This is a genomic window from Hoeflea sp. TYP-13 (genome assembly GCF_040932035.1).
Lineage (GTDB): Bacteria > Pseudomonadota > Alphaproteobacteria > Rhizobiales > Rhizobiaceae > Hoeflea_A.
On the sequence record NZ_JBFRBB010000001.1, the window covers coordinates 1,141,759 to 1,156,207 of the forward strand.

General features: G+C 57.7%; 16 protein-coding genes. 11 read left to right on the forward strand and 5 right to left on the reverse strand.

Going from position 1 to position 14,449, the window contains the following annotated elements:
• Position 1 precedes the first annotated feature (1 nt).
• The 6 genes from dgoD to ABVT35_RS05345 all read left to right on the forward strand — a co-directional run bounded on the left by dgoD (position 2) and on the right by ABVT35_RS05345 (position 5,550).
• Positions 2-1,177: a galactonate dehydratase gene (gene dgoD / locus ABVT35_RS05320; RefSeq protein ID WP_368465243.1), complete on the forward strand. Its 1,176-nt coding sequence runs from the start codon at positions 2-4 to the stop codon at positions 1,175-1,177.
• A 16-nt stretch (positions 1,178-1,193) separates the two neighbouring features.
• The gene (locus ABVT35_RS05325) at positions 1,194-2,066 is read left to right on the forward strand and encodes an SMP-30/gluconolactonase/LRE family protein (RefSeq protein ID WP_368465244.1); all 873 of its coding nucleotides are present in this window, start codon (positions 1,194-1,196) and stop codon (positions 2,064-2,066) included.
• Between the two features lie 31 nt (positions 2,067-2,097).
• Positions 2,098-2,745, forward strand: a complete 648-nt coding sequence (locus ABVT35_RS05330; RefSeq protein WP_368465245.1) for an RraA family protein — start codon at positions 2,098-2,100, stop codon at positions 2,743-2,745.
• Positions 2,746-2,912: 167 nt separating this feature from the next.
• A complete protein-coding gene (locus tag ABVT35_RS05335) occupies positions 2,913-3,518 on the forward strand; it encodes a Spy/CpxP family protein refolding chaperone (RefSeq protein WP_368465246.1) in 606 nt (201 codons plus the stop codon).
• Between the two features lie 27 nt (positions 3,519-3,545).
• Positions 3,546-4,232 carry a response regulator gene (locus ABVT35_RS05340; RefSeq protein WP_368465247.1) on the forward strand — a complete coding sequence of 229 codons (687 nt, stop codon included), beginning with the start codon at positions 3,546-3,548 and terminating at the stop codon, positions 4,230-4,232.
• Entirely contained in the window at positions 4,207-5,550 is a 1,344-nt protein-coding gene (locus ABVT35_RS05345; protein ID WP_368465248.1) for a sensor histidine kinase, read from the forward strand. The genes ABVT35_RS05340 and ABVT35_RS05345 overlap by 26 nt, the downstream gene beginning before the upstream one ends.
• Positions 5,551-5,624: 74 nt before the next feature.
• Here the strand turns inward: ABVT35_RS05345 and ABVT35_RS05350 are convergent, their stop codons facing one another.
• Genes ABVT35_RS05350 through ABVT35_RS05360 form a run of 3 tightly spaced genes read right to left on the reverse strand, consistent with a single transcriptional unit; the run spans position 5,625 to position 7,124 of the window.
• Complete coding sequence (locus tag ABVT35_RS05350) at positions 5,625-6,335, reverse strand: DUF899 domain-containing protein (protein ID WP_368465249.1); 711 nt, start codon at positions 6,333-6,335, stop codon at positions 5,625-5,627.
• A gap of 11 nt (positions 6,336-6,346) precedes the next feature.
• Positions 6,347-6,793: an SRPBCC domain-containing protein gene (locus ABVT35_RS05355; protein ID WP_368465250.1), complete on the reverse strand. Its 447-nt coding sequence runs from the start codon at positions 6,791-6,793 to the stop codon at positions 6,347-6,349.
• Positions 6,777-7,124, reverse strand: coding sequence for an ArsR/SmtB family transcription factor (locus ABVT35_RS05360; RefSeq protein ID WP_368465251.1), 348 nt, complete (start codon positions 7,122-7,124; stop codon positions 6,777-6,779). Before ABVT35_RS05360 ends, ABVT35_RS05355 begins: the two co-directional genes overlap by 17 nt.
• A gap of 240 nt (positions 7,125-7,364) precedes the next feature.
• Here ABVT35_RS05360 and ABVT35_RS05365 point away from each other — a divergent pair, with 240 nt between their 5' ends.
• Complete coding sequence (locus ABVT35_RS05365; RefSeq protein ID WP_368466274.1) at positions 7,365-8,492, forward strand: YbfB/YjiJ family MFS transporter; 1,128 nt, start codon at positions 7,365-7,367, stop codon at positions 8,490-8,492.
• Between the two features lie 120 nt (positions 8,493-8,612).
• Entirely contained in the window at positions 8,613-9,899 is a 1,287-nt protein-coding gene (sbmA, locus tag ABVT35_RS05370) for a peptide antibiotic transporter SbmA (protein WP_368465252.1), read from the forward strand.
• Between the two features lie 21 nt (positions 9,900-9,920).
• Here sbmA and ABVT35_RS05375 read toward each other — a convergent pair whose 3' ends face one another.
• Together ABVT35_RS05375 and ABVT35_RS05380 are read right to left on the reverse strand one after the other, a co-directional pair.
• Positions 9,921-10,910, reverse strand: a complete 990-nt coding sequence (locus ABVT35_RS05375) for a polysaccharide deacetylase (protein WP_368465253.1) — start codon at positions 10,908-10,910, stop codon at positions 9,921-9,923.
• Between the two features lie 134 nt (positions 10,911-11,044).
• Complete coding sequence (locus ABVT35_RS05380; RefSeq protein ID WP_368465254.1) at positions 11,045-11,377, reverse strand: TraR/DksA family transcriptional regulator; 333 nt, start codon at positions 11,375-11,377, stop codon at positions 11,045-11,047.
• Positions 11,378-11,476: 99 nt separating this feature from the next.
• Here ABVT35_RS05380 and ABVT35_RS05385 point away from each other — a divergent pair, with 99 nt between their 5' ends.
• From ABVT35_RS05385 to der, 3 genes are all read left to right on the forward strand, one after another.
• Positions 11,477-12,061, forward strand: a complete 585-nt coding sequence (locus ABVT35_RS05385) for an NnrU family protein (RefSeq protein ID WP_368465255.1) — start codon at positions 11,477-11,479, stop codon at positions 12,059-12,061.
• Positions 12,062-12,206: 145 nt separating this feature from the next.
• Complete coding sequence (locus tag ABVT35_RS05390) at positions 12,207-12,881, forward strand: tetratricopeptide repeat protein (RefSeq protein ID WP_368465256.1); 675 nt, start codon at positions 12,207-12,209, stop codon at positions 12,879-12,881.
• 35 nt (positions 12,882-12,916) lie between these two features.
• Positions 12,917-14,335: a ribosome biogenesis GTPase Der gene (gene der / locus ABVT35_RS05395; RefSeq protein WP_368465257.1), complete on the forward strand. Its 1,419-nt coding sequence runs from the start codon at positions 12,917-12,919 to the stop codon at positions 14,333-14,335.
• Positions 14,336-14,449: the final 114 nt, after the last annotated feature.

The following is a 14,449-nucleotide window of genomic DNA, read 5'->3' on the forward strand; positions in this document are numbered from 1 at the left end:
CATGCGCATAACAGATATCCAAACCCTGGTGGTGAATGCCGATATGCGGAATTGGCTGTTCGTCAAGGTGGTAACCGACCAGCCCGGCCTCCATGGCTGGGGTGAGGCGACGCTTGAGTGGAAAACAAGGTCGGTCGTCGGTGCCGTCGAGGATCTGTCCGATCTTCTGGTCGGGCAGGACCCGACACAGATTACGCAGTGTGTGCGGATCATGCGCAAGCAGAGCTATTGGCGGCTGGGCTCCATCGGTCAAAGCGCGGTCAGCGCCATTGAAACGGCCCTTTGGGATATATCGGGCAAGGACCTGGGCGTGCCGGTCTGGAGGCTTCTGGGAGGCAAGGTGCGGGACAGGGTGCGGGTCTATACGCATCTCGGCATGGGTGAGATGTCGGCCGTTTATCACACTTTCGACAAGGACGCTCTTCTGGCGCGTTGCAGCGACCTGAAGGAACGTGGTTACACGGCGGCCAAGATCGTCAACGTCCCCTATACGCACTATCTGACCGAACCGGCGGGCGTTTCCTGCTTCGCCGAGTCGGTTCAGGGACTGCGAACCGCGCTTGGCGACGAATTCGCGCTGATGATCGATTTTCACGGACGTCCGGCCTCGGCGCGCGCGGCGCTGGATTATCTGACTGCCGTAGCCGACTGCAAGCTCATGTTCGCTGAGGAGCCGCTTCAGCCCGGTGACACGGAGGCGCTGTTGTTCCTGAAGGAGAATTCGCCGGTGCCGATCGCCAGTGGTGAACGTTTGATAGAACCGGATGAATTCGAAACGGTGCTGACGCGCCGCGCTGTTGATATTATTCAGCCAGACCTTTGCCACTGCGGTGGGCTGGCGGAAGGCCGCAAGATTGCGCAACGGGCCGAGACCATCGGCATTGGCGTCGCGCCGCACAATCCCGCAGGGCCCGTGGCGGGGGCCTCGGCGTTGCATTTTGCCGTTTCGACGCCCAACCACATCATCCAGGAGGAGATGGTTGGCGCCGTTCCCTGGTTCGACGAGGTTGTCTCAGCCAATCCCATACGCGCGGAAAACGGATACTGGCTGGTTCCCGAAAAGCCCGGCCTCGGCATCGAAATCGATGAGGCGGTAGCGGCCCGCCACCCCTATGAGCGCGAGAGTATCGAAACCAGGAACGCCGTCATGAGTGACGGCACCATCGTCGATTGGTGAAATCAGGGAGTTTGAGATGGGCGAATTGAAGTGCCTGTGGGAGGCCGGCGCCGAATTGGGCGAGGGCGTACGCTATGACCCGGACGAAGATGCGGTCTGGTGGGTCGATATTCTGGGTCAGAAGATATTCCGTCTCGACCTTCAGACGGGGGACAGGCGCACATGGGAAACGCCTGAAACGGTCGGCTGCACGATCCAGCGCGAGAACGGAGATGTGTTGGCGCTGCTCAGACACACCATCGCGCGTCTCGATATGCAGTCGGGCAGTTTTGATACGGTTGTCGCATTTCCGCAGGAACCCGCAGCCAACCGGTTCAATGACGGTGCCGTCAGTCCGGACGGGCGCCTGTGGGTCTGCAGCATGGACTTCGATTTTCAAGAGCCAACGGGTATGCTCTATCATCTGGGCAGGGACCTGCAGCCGGTCGTGGCCGATGAGGGTTACACCGTTGCCAACGGCCCGGCATTTTCGCCGGACGGCTCGAAGCTCTATGTCAACGAGACGATGAAAGGCGAGATCTTTGTCTGCGACTGCGACCCTTCCACCGGGGCGCTTTCCGGCAAAAAGCTGTTTGCGAAGCTGGAAGAAGGGGAAGGGCTCCCCGATGGGATCTGCGTCGATGCCGATGGCGGGCTCTGGGTGGCGGTGGTCACCGGCGGCCGGGTCAGGCGATACCTGCCGAACGGCAATATCGACATGGAAATAGAAGTTCCGTCGCCGACGGTTACCAGCGTCGGCTTCGGTGGTCGGGCCAATAGGACGCTTTTCATCACCACAGGCACGATCCTGATGGATGAGGAAACGCTTGCCCGTCATCCCTTGTCAGGCAGTCTCTTTGCGATCGAAGTGCCTCATGAGGGACTGGAAATGCCGGCTTTTTCCGGCTGAACCTGCAAGAACACACACAGGGGAAAGCACTTTGACTTCATTGGGTGAGCGACTGGAAAAATGTTACACGGGAGCGGTTTTCGATGTCCTGAGAGAGCGTGGCATCACCGATACTGTCCTGCCGAAAGATCTGCGCCCGCTGGACCGCAGCTTGGTGCTTGCCGGTCCGGTCTTTACGGTCACCGGCAGCCGCAAGACCGGGCTGAGCGATCACGAAACGCTGCTTGCCTGGACGGAATTCCTGGCTGCGGCGCCAAAGGATCATGTTGTTGTCTGCGCCGGCAACGATGACAGTCTCGCGCTGATGGGCGAACTTAGCGCCGAAACGCTCCAGTATCGCGGGGTCAAAGGCTATGTCACCGACGGTGGTTGCCGGGATTGCGATTTCATCCTGCGGCTTGGATTTCCGGTGTTCAGCCGGTTCAAAACACCCCGTGACGTGGTGGGCTCCTGGAGCGCCGACGCGTTCCAGAAACCGGTCACTATCGGCGGCGTTTCAATCCGGCCCGGGGACTACATAATCTGCGATATTGACGGGGCGGTTGTGATCCCGGAGGACCTTGCGCAAGCGGTCGTTGATGATGTCGAAAAGGTCATGCAGACGGAAAACCTTGTGCGCAAGGCAATTTTGTGTGGCGAGGATCCCAAGGCCGCCTATCTGAAGTATGGGCGCTTCTGACGCTACAAAGCATGCGTCACCGGCAATGCGCGAGCCGTGTCATGGCGTGCGATGCCGGAACTTTACATTTCTTTACCTGGCGGAAAAGCGTGCGAAACGTCCGGCTCCTAGATTGAAATGGAAGCAAGGGGAAATCCCACTCTTGCGACAAAATTAGGAGCGAGATTGTGTCGAACGATTCCAACAATGCAAACACAACCAAAACCAAAAAGGGCAACCGCCTTGCGATTGCGCTGATTGCTGGTGCCGGCATTACCGCTGGTGGCATATTTGGCGTGCAGGCCATAGCTCAGACCAACACGTATCAGCATATACGTCTTCTGACTGCCGATAGCGGAAGCGACGTGAAAAATGTGGGCTGGCGCGGTCGTTGGGGCCGTCATGGCGGTGGTTTTTCCAACCTGTCGGACGCGGAAATACAGGAAAAGATCACCCGTGGTGTCAAACATCTGGCCATCGAGATCGACGCCACGGACGAACAGCAGGAGCAGATCATTTCCATCGTCACACCGGCTGTCCTCAGCATGAAGGATACGCGCGCGCAAATGCATGAAACCGGCGAAGAAATTGCCGCGTTGCTGACCGCGCCTGTGATTGACCGGGCAGCTGTCGAGGCATTGCGGGCCGAAAAACTTGCGGAAGTCGATCAGATCAGCAAAGAATGGACCAATGTTGTCACCGATGTCGCAATGGTGCTTTCGGCAGAACAGCGCGAAACGATCAGGGAGCGGATGGAGCAGTTTCGATCAATGCGCCGCGGCTGGCGCCACTAGACGAAAATCCGAAAACTGCCGTTTTTCATGACCCAGCAGATTCTTCTCATTGAAGACGATCAGAGACTCGCCGAGATGGTCAGGGACTATCTCGGCGAGTCCGATTTTGACGTCACCATCGCTGCAACCGGGACCGAAGGGCTGGCCCTGCAGCGCCAGCGCGGTTTCGATGCTGTGCTGCTGGATCTCATGTTGCCGGATACGGACGGGCTTGAAGTGTGCAGAACGCTGCGCGCTACGGATTCGGTGCCGATCCTCATGCTGACGGCAAAGGGCGAGCCGATGGACAGGATCGTCGGCCTGGAAATCGGCGCCGACGACTATCTGCCCAAACCCTTCGAGCCGCGCGAATTGCTGGCTCGGCTGCGGGCGATCCTCCGGCGCGGAAAAGGGGAGGATCGTCCCGACATTATGCGCTTCGGCACGCTTGAAATCGATCCGCAGGCCATGGAGGCAAGGATCGGCGGCAAAGTCTGTGCTCTGACTTCGCACCAGTTCAAGCTTCTGGAAATCATGGCCGGCAGCGCCGGACGCGTGCTTAGCCGCGACTACATCATGAATGCGCTCAAAGGTGAGGATCTGGGGGCTTTCGACCGCTCGATCGACGTGCATATCTCGCGCATCAGGGCGGAGATCGAAGAAGACCCCAATCGACCGCGCCGACTGATCACGGTGAGGGGAGCGGGCTATGTCTTTGCCCGCTCGCAGGACTGATGGTCGTCGGTTTGTCGCAGCGATTGCAAACGGATGGTGGCCGGTCATGCTGAGGCGGCGGCTTTATCTGCAGATCTACCTGACCATCATTGCCAGCCTGGTTACCGTCGTCATTTTGTCGGGGGTTATGTGGAACGTCTTTGGCCGCGATCGTACCGAGGGCAGGATTGGGGATGTTATCAGCCGTCTCGTTTACAATGCGCTGCCCGATGCCGGTGCATCTGACGACGCGCAACGGGCCGCGGTTGTAGCGCTCGGCAATGAACTCGACATCGATATCAGTCTCTATGACAGCCGGGACCAGCTGATAGCCGCACGTGGATCCGTCATGCCCATGCCTCGACACCGTGACGGGGGCAGTGGATGGCGCAGATCCCGGGGCGGCCCGGCATTCATGCTGGATCTGCCTGATGGGCGAACCCTGATAGCCGACCCGAGTGAGGGAAAAGGATTCCATCCGCTGATCAACCTCCTTCTCATGCTGGGCACTATTGCTGTTGGCGTTGGCCTGGCCGCCTATCCCTTTGTCAGGCGCCTTACCAAAAGGCTTGAACAGTTGCAGCTCGGCGTCGAGCGCATGGGAGCAGGCGATCTCGGTGCCCGTGTCGACGTGCGCGGACGGGACGAGGTGGCAATGCTTGCCGAAAGCTTCAATGAATCGGCGGAGAAGATCGAAAAACTGATTGGCGCTCATCGAATGCTGCTCGCCAATGCCTCGCATGAATTGCGCACGCCGCTGTCCCGCATAAGGCTTGGGCTTGAAATGTCGCAGGGCCGGCAGAACCCTGAGCGCAAGGCACAGCTCAAGCGGGATATTGCCGAGCTCGACAGCCTGATTGACGAGATTCTCCTGATGAGCCGGTTGGATGCCGGCGCCAATATGGATCTCATGCAAACCGTCGACCTTGTTGCGCTGGCGGCGGAAGAATGCGCCCGTTACGACGATTGCGAGCTCTCGGGCAGCGCTCCTGAAATCAGGGGGGATCCGCGCCTGCTTCACCGGCTCCTGGCCAACCTTCTGGAAAATGCTTTCAAACACGGCGCACCGCCTGTTTTTGTTCGTATCGGATCGTCGCCGGATGCTGTCACCATCACAGTCGCGGATTGCGGCGAGGGCATAGCGGACGATGATCGCGAACAGGTCTTCCAGGCCTTTTACCGGGGGGCAGACCGTCAGAACATCAATGGCTATGGGCTTGGCTTGCCGCTTGTGCGCCAGATCGCACAAACCCATGGTGGATCGGTTTTGATTGTTCCTCGCGAAGAGGAAAAGTCGGCGATAAGAGTAACATTGCCAATGGGGCGAAAAGAAACCTGAAGCCGAGCTGGCGGCGGCGTCCGAAAAGCAAAACGGGCCGGAATTCCGACCCGTAATTTGCCTGCAAATAATTCTCAGGATTTGCCGTATTCGTCCCGCAGACACACCCAGTCCATCGGGTAGGGCAGACCGTTCTCGTCCCGGCCCTTCGGGACAAGGTCGAGATAATGGTAGCCGGCATTGAGCATGTCGAGGCCCCGTCCGTAAGTCGAATAGGTGTGGTAGATCCTTCCGTCTTCGTCCTTTATGAAAACGCTGATGCCGGGAGCCTCATTGGCCGGAAAACTGCTGGATCTGTAATTGTAGCGAATTTCGTCCTTTTCCCGGGCTTCGTCGGTAAAGGAGACCTCATAGTCATAATTGAAGTCGCTTTCGAGCGAAGACACCCAGTCGAAATTCCAGCCCATGCGTTTCTTGAATGCGTCGAGCGTTTCAAGCGGTGCGCGTGATACGGCAACCAGCGTCACGTCACGGGCCGCCAGGTGCACCACATTACGGTCGAAATTGTCGGCCCAGAAAGAGCAGCTCTTGCAGCCGACCTGCCAATCGGGACCATACATGAAGTGATAGATCACTAATTGGCTGTGATCGCCGAAAAGATCCGACAGCGTCTTTTTGCCGTCAGCTGTGTCGAAGGAATAGTCCTTTGTCACCTCGACCCAGGGCAGTTCCTGCCGATCGTGGCTCAAGGCGTCCCGCTCTTTGGTGAAGGCTTTCTCGCGTTCAAGCAACGCGACGCGTGCCTTCAGCCATTCCTCGCGGGATACGATAGAATGATTGTGCATCGAATTTCTCCTTACTCAAAGAGTTTGTCGAGACAGTTGAAGCTTGATTGCCAGCCCATTCCGTGCCTGTCGCGGTTTTCGACCTCGGCGAATGTGCGCTGATCGAGAGTCATCTTTGTGCCGCCGTCAACGGCGTCGAACGTCACCGAAATTTCGGTTTCCTCGCCGCGCGTTCCGTCCGGCTGTGTCCAGGCCCAGGTAAAGACAAGGCGGTTCGGGCTTTCAATGACCTTGTAGACACCGGAGACCACAACCTCGCCGCCCTCCGCGTTGCGCATGGTGGTTTCCCAGGCTCCGCCTTCACGTACATCAAGCGTGTGTTTCGGAATGGACATGCCCTCAGGCCCCCACCATTGCACCAGCAGTTCGGGGTTGACCCAGGCATCGAAGACTTTTTCGGGCGATGCGGCGATGGTTCGTTCAATGATCAGAACCTGATCGTCAATCACGGTCGTCATCTTTTTTTTCCTCTTCATCTTTCTTGTCAGTCAGCACTTTTTCAAGCCTGTCGAATGATGTCTGCCAGAACCTGCGATACCGGCCGATCCAGTCGTCGAGGCTGCGCAGGCTTTGCGGGCGCACACGAAAAGAGCGGAACTGCCGGTCGATCCTTCGTTCGATCACCCCGGCTTCCTCCAGTACTTTCAGGTGGCGCGATATTGCGGGCTTGGAAATGTTGAAAGGTTCCGCAAGGGAGCCCGCTGTCTGGTCGCCCTGTTCCAGAAGCTGTTCGACAATGGCAAACCGGGTCGGGTCCGACAAAGCCGAGAATATGTTTTGGACGTTCATTATTTACCTCATTAGTTAAATAACAATAATGTTAAATTATATGCCCTGTCAAGGCCGGATCCGATTTTCAGTCAAGATTTTAACTGCATTGACCTGAAGCGGGTGTGGTTGAAACCTGTCTTGCGTGGGGCGTTCGGGAATGCCATAGCTCGCAGCATGTTATTGGACAAAAGCCAAGCCGAATCGGAGCAATCCGGTGTGCACCGCCAGCCGTCGGTTGTTCGCCTGGCCGTTGGCGGCATGGTCGCAATGGCCGTCGCAATGGGCATCGGGCGTTTTGTCTATACGCCGCTTCTGCCGCAATTGATGGACGGCTTGCATCTAAGCCCGGCCGATGCCGGACTGATCGCCTCGGCGAATTATGTCGGCTATCTGCTCGGGGCCATCCTCGCGGCCTATGGTTGGGCCGCGGGCCGCGAACGCGTGATGTTCGTGGCAGGTCTGGTTGCCACTACAGTGTTGCTGGCCGCAATGCCGTTTGCCGGCGGCGTGGTGACGCTTTCGATCATCCGGTTTGCCGCCGGTATCGCCAGCGCCTTTGTCATGATTTTCTGCACGACCATCATCTTCGGCCATTTCGACAGGGCAGGCCGCAGCGGTCTGCAGGCGCTTCATTTCAGTGGTGTGGGGCTTGGACTTGGCGCATCGGCGCTATTGCTGGTGGCGCTGATTGAGACGCAGTCCCACTGGGCCGTCGGCTGGTACGCATCGGCGATCGTGGCCTTTGTCGGCTCGATCGCCGCGGCAATCCTCATTCGCGCGGATCCTGTTCGAGGTGCCAACGGCCACAAGGAGCCGCTGCTGCAGTGGAACCGTCCGTTGGTTTTGATAACGGTGGCCTATGGTCTGTTCGGCATCGGCTACATTGTGACCGCGACCTTCCTGGTGGCGATTGTCAGGGCCGGGCAGGAGCAATCCGTGCTTGAGGGATGGGTCTGGCTGGCAACGGGCATCGCCGCCGGTCCTTCGGTTCTGTTTTGGGCGCCGCTGCGCCGGCGTTTTGGCCTGATCGCAACATTTACTGTCGGTTGCCTTGTCGAGGCATTCGGTGTGGCCGCAAGCGTGTTGATGCCGTCGCCGGCGGGACCGTTCATTGGCGGGATGCTGCTTGGCGGTACATTTGTCGCCGTCACGGCCTACGGCCTGAACGTCGGACGCATGCTTGCCCCGCAATCCCAGCGCCGGGCCATCGCCATCATGACAGCGGCTTTCGGCACCGGTCAGATCATCGGTCCGCTGGTTGCCGGATATCTGGCCGACCTTTCGGGCAACTATACTTCCGGCAGCATGGTTGCCGCATTAGCGCTTGTGGTTGCCGCACTTTTGGCCATTATGGCCAGAACGCACGAACCGGGCACGCAAAATTGATGTGCCACGGAAGGCTTCAGGCCATAAGTACTTCCCCCATGTAATTTGTGTTAAGGGCAGGCGGATCGGCACTCCGCGGCCGTCGAGACAAGAAAAACGGCGAATACAGCGAGACCTACCTTGTTCAAATCTTTCTTCCCCCAACCCAAACTGTTTTTTCTTTCGGCCGTCATATGGTCTCTGTTGTCAGCCCTTGTTTGGTATATTTATGGGACCGAATTAGGCACGGCTCTGGGTTTTGAGTTTGCTCCGGACGACGGGCAAGTGGTCGGCATTCGGTACTTCTGGACTCAGAGCTTTCTTTGGTTTTACCTGTACTACGCGGTTGTCGTGGCTGTGTTCGCGACCTTCTGGTACCGCTATTCGCCCCATCCGTGGTTCATCTGGTCGGTGCTTGGCTCCGCGCTCATCCTTTTTTCGACTTACTTCTCGGTCCAGGTATCTGTCGCTTTGAACAATTGGCGCAGGCCGTTCTTCGATACAGTTCAGGCGGCATTGGAAGGAGAGGGGGACGTTACCTCGGGTGACCTCTACAGCCTGATCCTTATTTTCGGCTACATCGCATTCATGGCGATGGCCGTATTTGTGGCGACCAGATTTCTGGTCAGTCACTATATCTTCCGCTGGCGCACGGCGATGAACGACTATTATATGTCCAGATGGGCTGAAGTCCGGCATATCGAAGGTGCTTCGCAACGTGTCCAGGAGGATACGATGCGGTTTGCGGGCATCATGGAAGGTCTCGGAGTGTCAATGGTCGACGCCGTGATGACCCTTTTTGCATTCCTGCCCGTTCTGTGGAGCCTTTCAGGTTACGTTAGCGAGTTGCCAATTATTGGAGCCATTCCATCGCCACTGTTTACCGCGGCGGTTTTTTGGTCGCTGTTCGGAACGGTTTTACTGTCGCTGGTCGGCATAAAACTGCCCGGCCTGGAATTCAGGAACCAGCGCGTCGAAGCGGCTTACCGTAAAGAGCTGGTTTACGGCGAAGACGACGAGAACCGTGCTCAACCGCCGACTGTCGCCGAGCTCTTCAACAACGTGCGCAAAAACTACTTTCGCCTCTACTTCCACTACATGTATTTCAATATTGCGCGCGGATTCTATCTGCAGGCGGACAACATTTTCGCCTATTTTATCCTCATTCCGACAATTGCGGCGGGAAAGATCACCCTGGGTCTCATTCAGCAGATTCTCACCGCATTCAGTCAGGTCAGCACATCGTTCCAGTATCTCGTCAATTCATGGACGACGATCGTCGAATTGCTGTCGATCTACAAGCGTCTGAAGGCTTTCGAGGCGGCCATCCGCAACGAACCGCTTCCGGAAATCGATGAGGCTTATCTGGCGCGGATCGACTCGTCATCGGATCCTCTGGCTTCGGCAATCGAGGCAGAACGGCCCTAGAAAACCGGAAGGCGCCGTGCGTTACGCGCCGCCTCCGCCGCTCTTGCGTGCTTTGAGGGTGTCGAGTGCTTCGCTGTAGGTTACGCAGGCAACATCCTCGCTGCCGCACACTTCCGTCAGCAGCCGCTCCATGGCGCGCCAATAGGCGCCGCCATTCATCTCGACGAAATGAAGCCCGATCTGCAACGGTCTGCGCGGGCCGTTATACTGCCGGTCAAAGGCGCGACGGAATGCGTTGTAGGCCCGTTCTTCGTATATTTCCGACTTCGTGGCGTTTTCGATGCCGCCCGAATGGCGCACGAACATATTGTAGTCCATGGCAATCACGCGCCTGTTTCGCGGACCTTCCGGAATGAGCGGCAGATCGAAAGCACTGAGCCTGTTGCTGATCCGCGGCACGGACGGGCCCTTTGACACGCCGCTTGCATCATAGGTGTGTCCGGTCTCCCGCAATGCCGCGCTCAGATGACCGCTGGTGGAAAGGTAGGGCGCACGGAAACCGGTGATGTCGTTGCGTGCAAAAGCTTCCCAGCCTGCCGGCTCGTCCTCGGCTGCGTCGGCGCTGCGCCAGGCCGCTTTGAGGGTTGTCTTGAATGCTGTCAGTTCCTTGACCCATTCGGCGGCGCTCCAGTTCTTGCCGTCAAAATGGCCGCACGCATGGTTGCCGATCTCGTGGCCTTCGTTACGAGCTTCCCAGATGTGGTTGAGGCGCTCCCGCACTTCCGTCTTGGTATGCGCAAACCCGACATTCGAGCGGCCCTTTTTCTGGTCGGGCGCCTGGTAGGCCCATCTCTGGCCCTTGGTCATCAGGAACGTGCATGAAAGGAAATACGTAAAGCGCGCACCGGTGCGCTGTGCAATCGCCCGGCTCTTTTCCCAAAGGTTGTTATCGTGGGCTCCGTCGAAGGAAACGATGACCAGTTGCTTGTGTTTTTTGTCCTCGGAAAATGCGGGTTGAGTAATAGTGGCGGCAAGGAATGTAATAAATATGGCCTGGTAAGGTTTCAGCATGGAACAATTCAACATCAAGACAACCAACACTATCACGCGAATATTTCAATTCATGACGACCGCGTGATGACGATACATATCCGGAACTGATCCGGCAAATTATAGGGTATTACCACTGCAAGATTTACCTCGGGTTACGAGGCGCAGTGAACACACTTTTCGGCCATTGGGTCGATTTCAAGGCGACCGTCCGGGATTTCGGCGTCACATTCGACGCAGAAGCCGTAATCCCCATCTTTTATTCGTCGTTCGGCCATTTCTATGCGCAAAAGATCCCGCTGGCGCTGCCGTTCCTGAGCTTCGGCCATGGCCTGCTGCTGCATGGAATCCATCCGCGACAGCCGCCCGACGGCCTGCTGGTCCAATGTGACAGTGGAGCGAGCCTCCTCGGAAAGCTTTGATAACTCTTCGAGCTCTAGCTTGCGTTGGGCAAGTCTCTTTCTTGCAATTTCAAGATCGATCGCCATGTTGATATGCTAGGTATCCTGCCGATGCGGCGCAAGCTTTGATCAGCTTCACGGTTAAGCGAATGCCTAGTCCGCGCGAGAAAGCACGAGGGGAATTATATGTTCATTCTTATTTTGGGACTGATCCTGTTCTTAGGCATGCATTCCGTCAGGATTTTCGCGCCGGGTGTTCGCGAGCGTCTGATCGCCGAGCGCGGTGAAAACACATGGAAGGGAATCTACACGGTTGTTTCGATCGTCGGGTTTGGACTGATCATCTGGGGGTTTTCGCTCGCGCAGATTGTTGCGCCGGTTCTTTATGCACCGCCGCTGTGGATGAGCCACATCACACTGCTGCTGATGCTGCTTTCCTTTATCCTTCTCGCCGTCTACGGCATGCCCGCGGGCAAGATCAAACCGGCCGTCAAACATCCTATGCTGCTCGCGATCAAGCTTTGGGCCTTCGGTCATCTGCTTGCAAATGGCGATCTGGCATCGGTGCTTCTGTTCGGCAGTTTCCTTATCTGGGCGATAGCGGACCGGATATCGGTCAAGCGAAGAGTGCCTGCCGGTCAGGAGCAGCCCTCAGAGGCGGGACCGGTGCGAAATGATGTCGTAGCCTGTGTCGCCGGGCTGGTGGTCTATCTCCTGTTCGTATGGAAACTGCACGAATGGCTTTTCGGCGTTCCACCGGTGGTTCTTTGAGCCGGAAATGCGCTAATTCGCCCAATTTTTACATTTCCCCTTACATGCGGCGTAAAATCCGCTACAAGGCCCGCCTGAACAATCAAAGTACTGACGCGGACAGTCACCCGCGCTGAGTTGAGGGCCGGTTCAGCCGGTATATTATATGTCTGACGACAGTTTTATCCGTGAAGTCGACGAGGAGCTGCGCTCCGACCGGATGAAATCGATCTGGAAACGGTTCGGAAAGTACATCATCGGCATTGCTGTGCTGATTGTTGTCGGAACCGCGGCGGATCGTGGTTACGATTACTGGACGAAATCGCAGGCTTCGAAGTCAGGCGACGCTTTTCTGGCTGCGCTCAATCTGGCGCGCGAGGGACGACAGGACGAGGCTCTGGCCGCTCTGCGTGCACTCGAAAAGGACGGCTACGGGTCCTATCCGGCGCTGGCGCGCATGCGCGCCGCAACGGTGCTGGCGGATACCGGCGATCATCAGGCGGCCATTTCCGATTTTTCCACCATCGGCAACGATCGCAGCGTTCCAGCCGCCATTAGCGATATAGCGCGCATCAAGGCTGCCTATCTGCTGGTCGACTATGGTTCCTATGACGAAGTCGTTGCCCAGGTCGAGAGCCTGAGCGTTGCCGACAACCCGATGCGCCATTCGGCCCGCGAGGCGCTTGGGCTTGCCGCGTGGAAAGCGGGCGAGTTTATCCAGGCACGCAAATGGTTCGACCAGATTATCGGCGATACCGGCGTTCCGGCCGGTGTCACCCAGCGCGCGCAGATCATGCTTGACGTTATCGCAGCCAGCGGAAATGCCGGGCAGCAATCCTGACGGATTGCCTTGCGTGAGCCAGAAACGAGATAGCCATGAGCTTTACAGTTGCCATTGTCGGGCGTCCCAATGTCGGCAAGTCGACGCTGTTCAACCGGCTCGCCGGCCGCAAGCTCGCGCTTGTTGACGACACGCCCGGTGTTACCCGGGACCGTCGTCCGGGCGATGCCCGTCTTGTGGATCTTAAATTCGGCATAATCGACACGGCGGGCCTTGAGGAATCGGGACCCGATACTCTGGAAGGCAGGATGCGTGCCCAAACGGAGGCCGCCATCGAGGAAGCCGATCTGGCGCTGTTTCTCATTGATGCGAAGATGGGTCTGACGCCGGCTGACGAAACACTGGCGAAAATCCTGCGCAAGCGCGGAAAACCCGTCGTGGTCGTTGCCAACAAGGCCGAAGCGCGCGGCTCCGAAAGCGCTTTGTACGATGCGTTCCGGCTGGGACTTGGAGAACCGTGCCCGGTTTCCGCCGAACATGGCGAGGGCATGCTTGATCTTCGCGACGCCATCGTCGAGGCAATCGGCGAGGAACGGGCCTTTCCCACCGAGGACGAGGAGGCGGTCACCAATGTTGATCTGCCGCAATCCGACAGCGAGGACGAAGAAGAAGAGCCTCAATATGACGAGAGCAAGCCGCTGCGCGTTGCCATCGTCGGCCGCCCGAATGCGGGAAAATCAACTCTCATAAACCGCTTTCTTGGCGAAGACCGTCTGCTGACCGGGCCGGAAGCCGGCATTACCCGCGACTCGATCTCTGTCGAGTGGGACTGGAAGGGGCGCCGTATCAAGATGTTCGACACGGCCGGCCTGAGGCGCAAGGCGCGGGTTCAGGAAAAGCTGGAAAAGCTGTCGGTCGCCGATGCGCTACGCGCCATCCGCTTCGCAGAGGTTGTGGTTATTGTGCTGGATGCGGACGTGCCGTTCGAAAAGCAGGATCTGCAGATAGCCGATCTGGTGATCCGCGAGGGCAGGGCGCCGGTCATCGTCTTTAACAAGTGGGACAAGATTGAGGACCGGCAGGAAGCGCTGGCCGAGCTGCGTGAAAAGACCGAACGGTTGCTGCCGCAGGTTCGTGGAATCCGTGCGGTTCCGATTTCCGGGCTGACCGGATCCGGCCTCGACCGTATGATGCAATGCGTGGTCGATACCCACAAAGTCTGGAACAGCCGCATATCCACTGCCAGGCTCAACCGCTGGCTGGAGACCATGCAGGTCCAGCATCCGCCGCCGGCAGTGTCGGGCCGGCGGATCCGGCTCAAATACATGACGCAGATAAAGGCGCGACCGCCCGGTTTCGTCATTTCATGCACGCGGCCTGAAAAGCTTCCGGCGTCCTATACGCGATATCTGATCAACGGATTGCGCGAGGATTTTGACCTGCCGGGCGTGCCGGTGCGCATGTCATATCGCAAGGGTGACAACCCGTTCGCTCCACGCAAGAAACGGCGTTAGTTCCGACCGCTCCTGACCAATTACTACACGTGTGAAACAATTATTTATCCGGCAACCACAAAAATTTGGGGGTTTGCCCGATTAACGCTCCATAAAGGTTAATACTCCATCATC

Coding starts and splice junctions, on each gene's coding strand:
- dgoD (WP_368465243.1), top strand. CDS start 2: ATGCGCATAACAGATATCCAAACCCTGGTGGTGAATGCCGATATGCGG.
- ABVT35_RS05325 (WP_368465244.1), top strand. CDS start 1,194: ATGGGCGAATTGAAGTGCCTGTGGGAGGCCGGCGCCGAATTGGGCGAG.
- ABVT35_RS05340 (WP_368465247.1), top strand. CDS start 3,546: ATGACCCAGCAGATTCTTCTCATTGAAGACGATCAGAGACTCGCCGAG.
- ABVT35_RS05345 (WP_368465248.1), top strand. CDS start 4,207: ATGTCTTTGCCCGCTCGCAGGACTGATGGTCGTCGGTTTGTCGCAGCG.
- ABVT35_RS05350 (WP_368465249.1), bottom strand. CDS start 6,335: ATGCACAATCATTCTATCGTATCCCGCGAGGAATGGCTGAAGGCACGC.
- ABVT35_RS05355 (WP_368465250.1), bottom strand. CDS start 6,793: ATGACGACCGTGATTGACGATCAGGTTCTGATCATTGAACGAACCATC.
- ABVT35_RS05360 (WP_368465251.1), bottom strand. CDS start 7,124: ATGAACGTCCAAAACATATTCTCGGCTTTGTCGGACCCGACCCGGTTT.
- ABVT35_RS05365 (WP_368466274.1), top strand. CDS start 7,365: ATGGTCGCAATGGCCGTCGCAATGGGCATCGGGCGTTTTGTCTATACG.
- ABVT35_RS05375 (WP_368465253.1), bottom strand. CDS start 10,910: ATGCTGAAACCTTACCAGGCCATATTTATTACATTCCTTGCCGCCACT.
- ABVT35_RS05380 (WP_368465254.1), bottom strand. CDS start 11,377: ATGGCGATCGATCTTGAAATTGCAAGAAAGAGACTTGCCCAACGCAAG.
- ABVT35_RS05385 (WP_368465255.1), top strand. CDS start 11,477: ATGTTCATTCTTATTTTGGGACTGATCCTGTTCTTAGGCATGCATTCC.
- ABVT35_RS05390 (WP_368465256.1), top strand. CDS start 12,207: ATGTCTGACGACAGTTTTATCCGTGAAGTCGACGAGGAGCTGCGCTCC.
- der (WP_368465257.1), top strand. CDS start 12,917: ATGAGCTTTACAGTTGCCATTGTCGGGCGTCCCAATGTCGGCAAGTCG.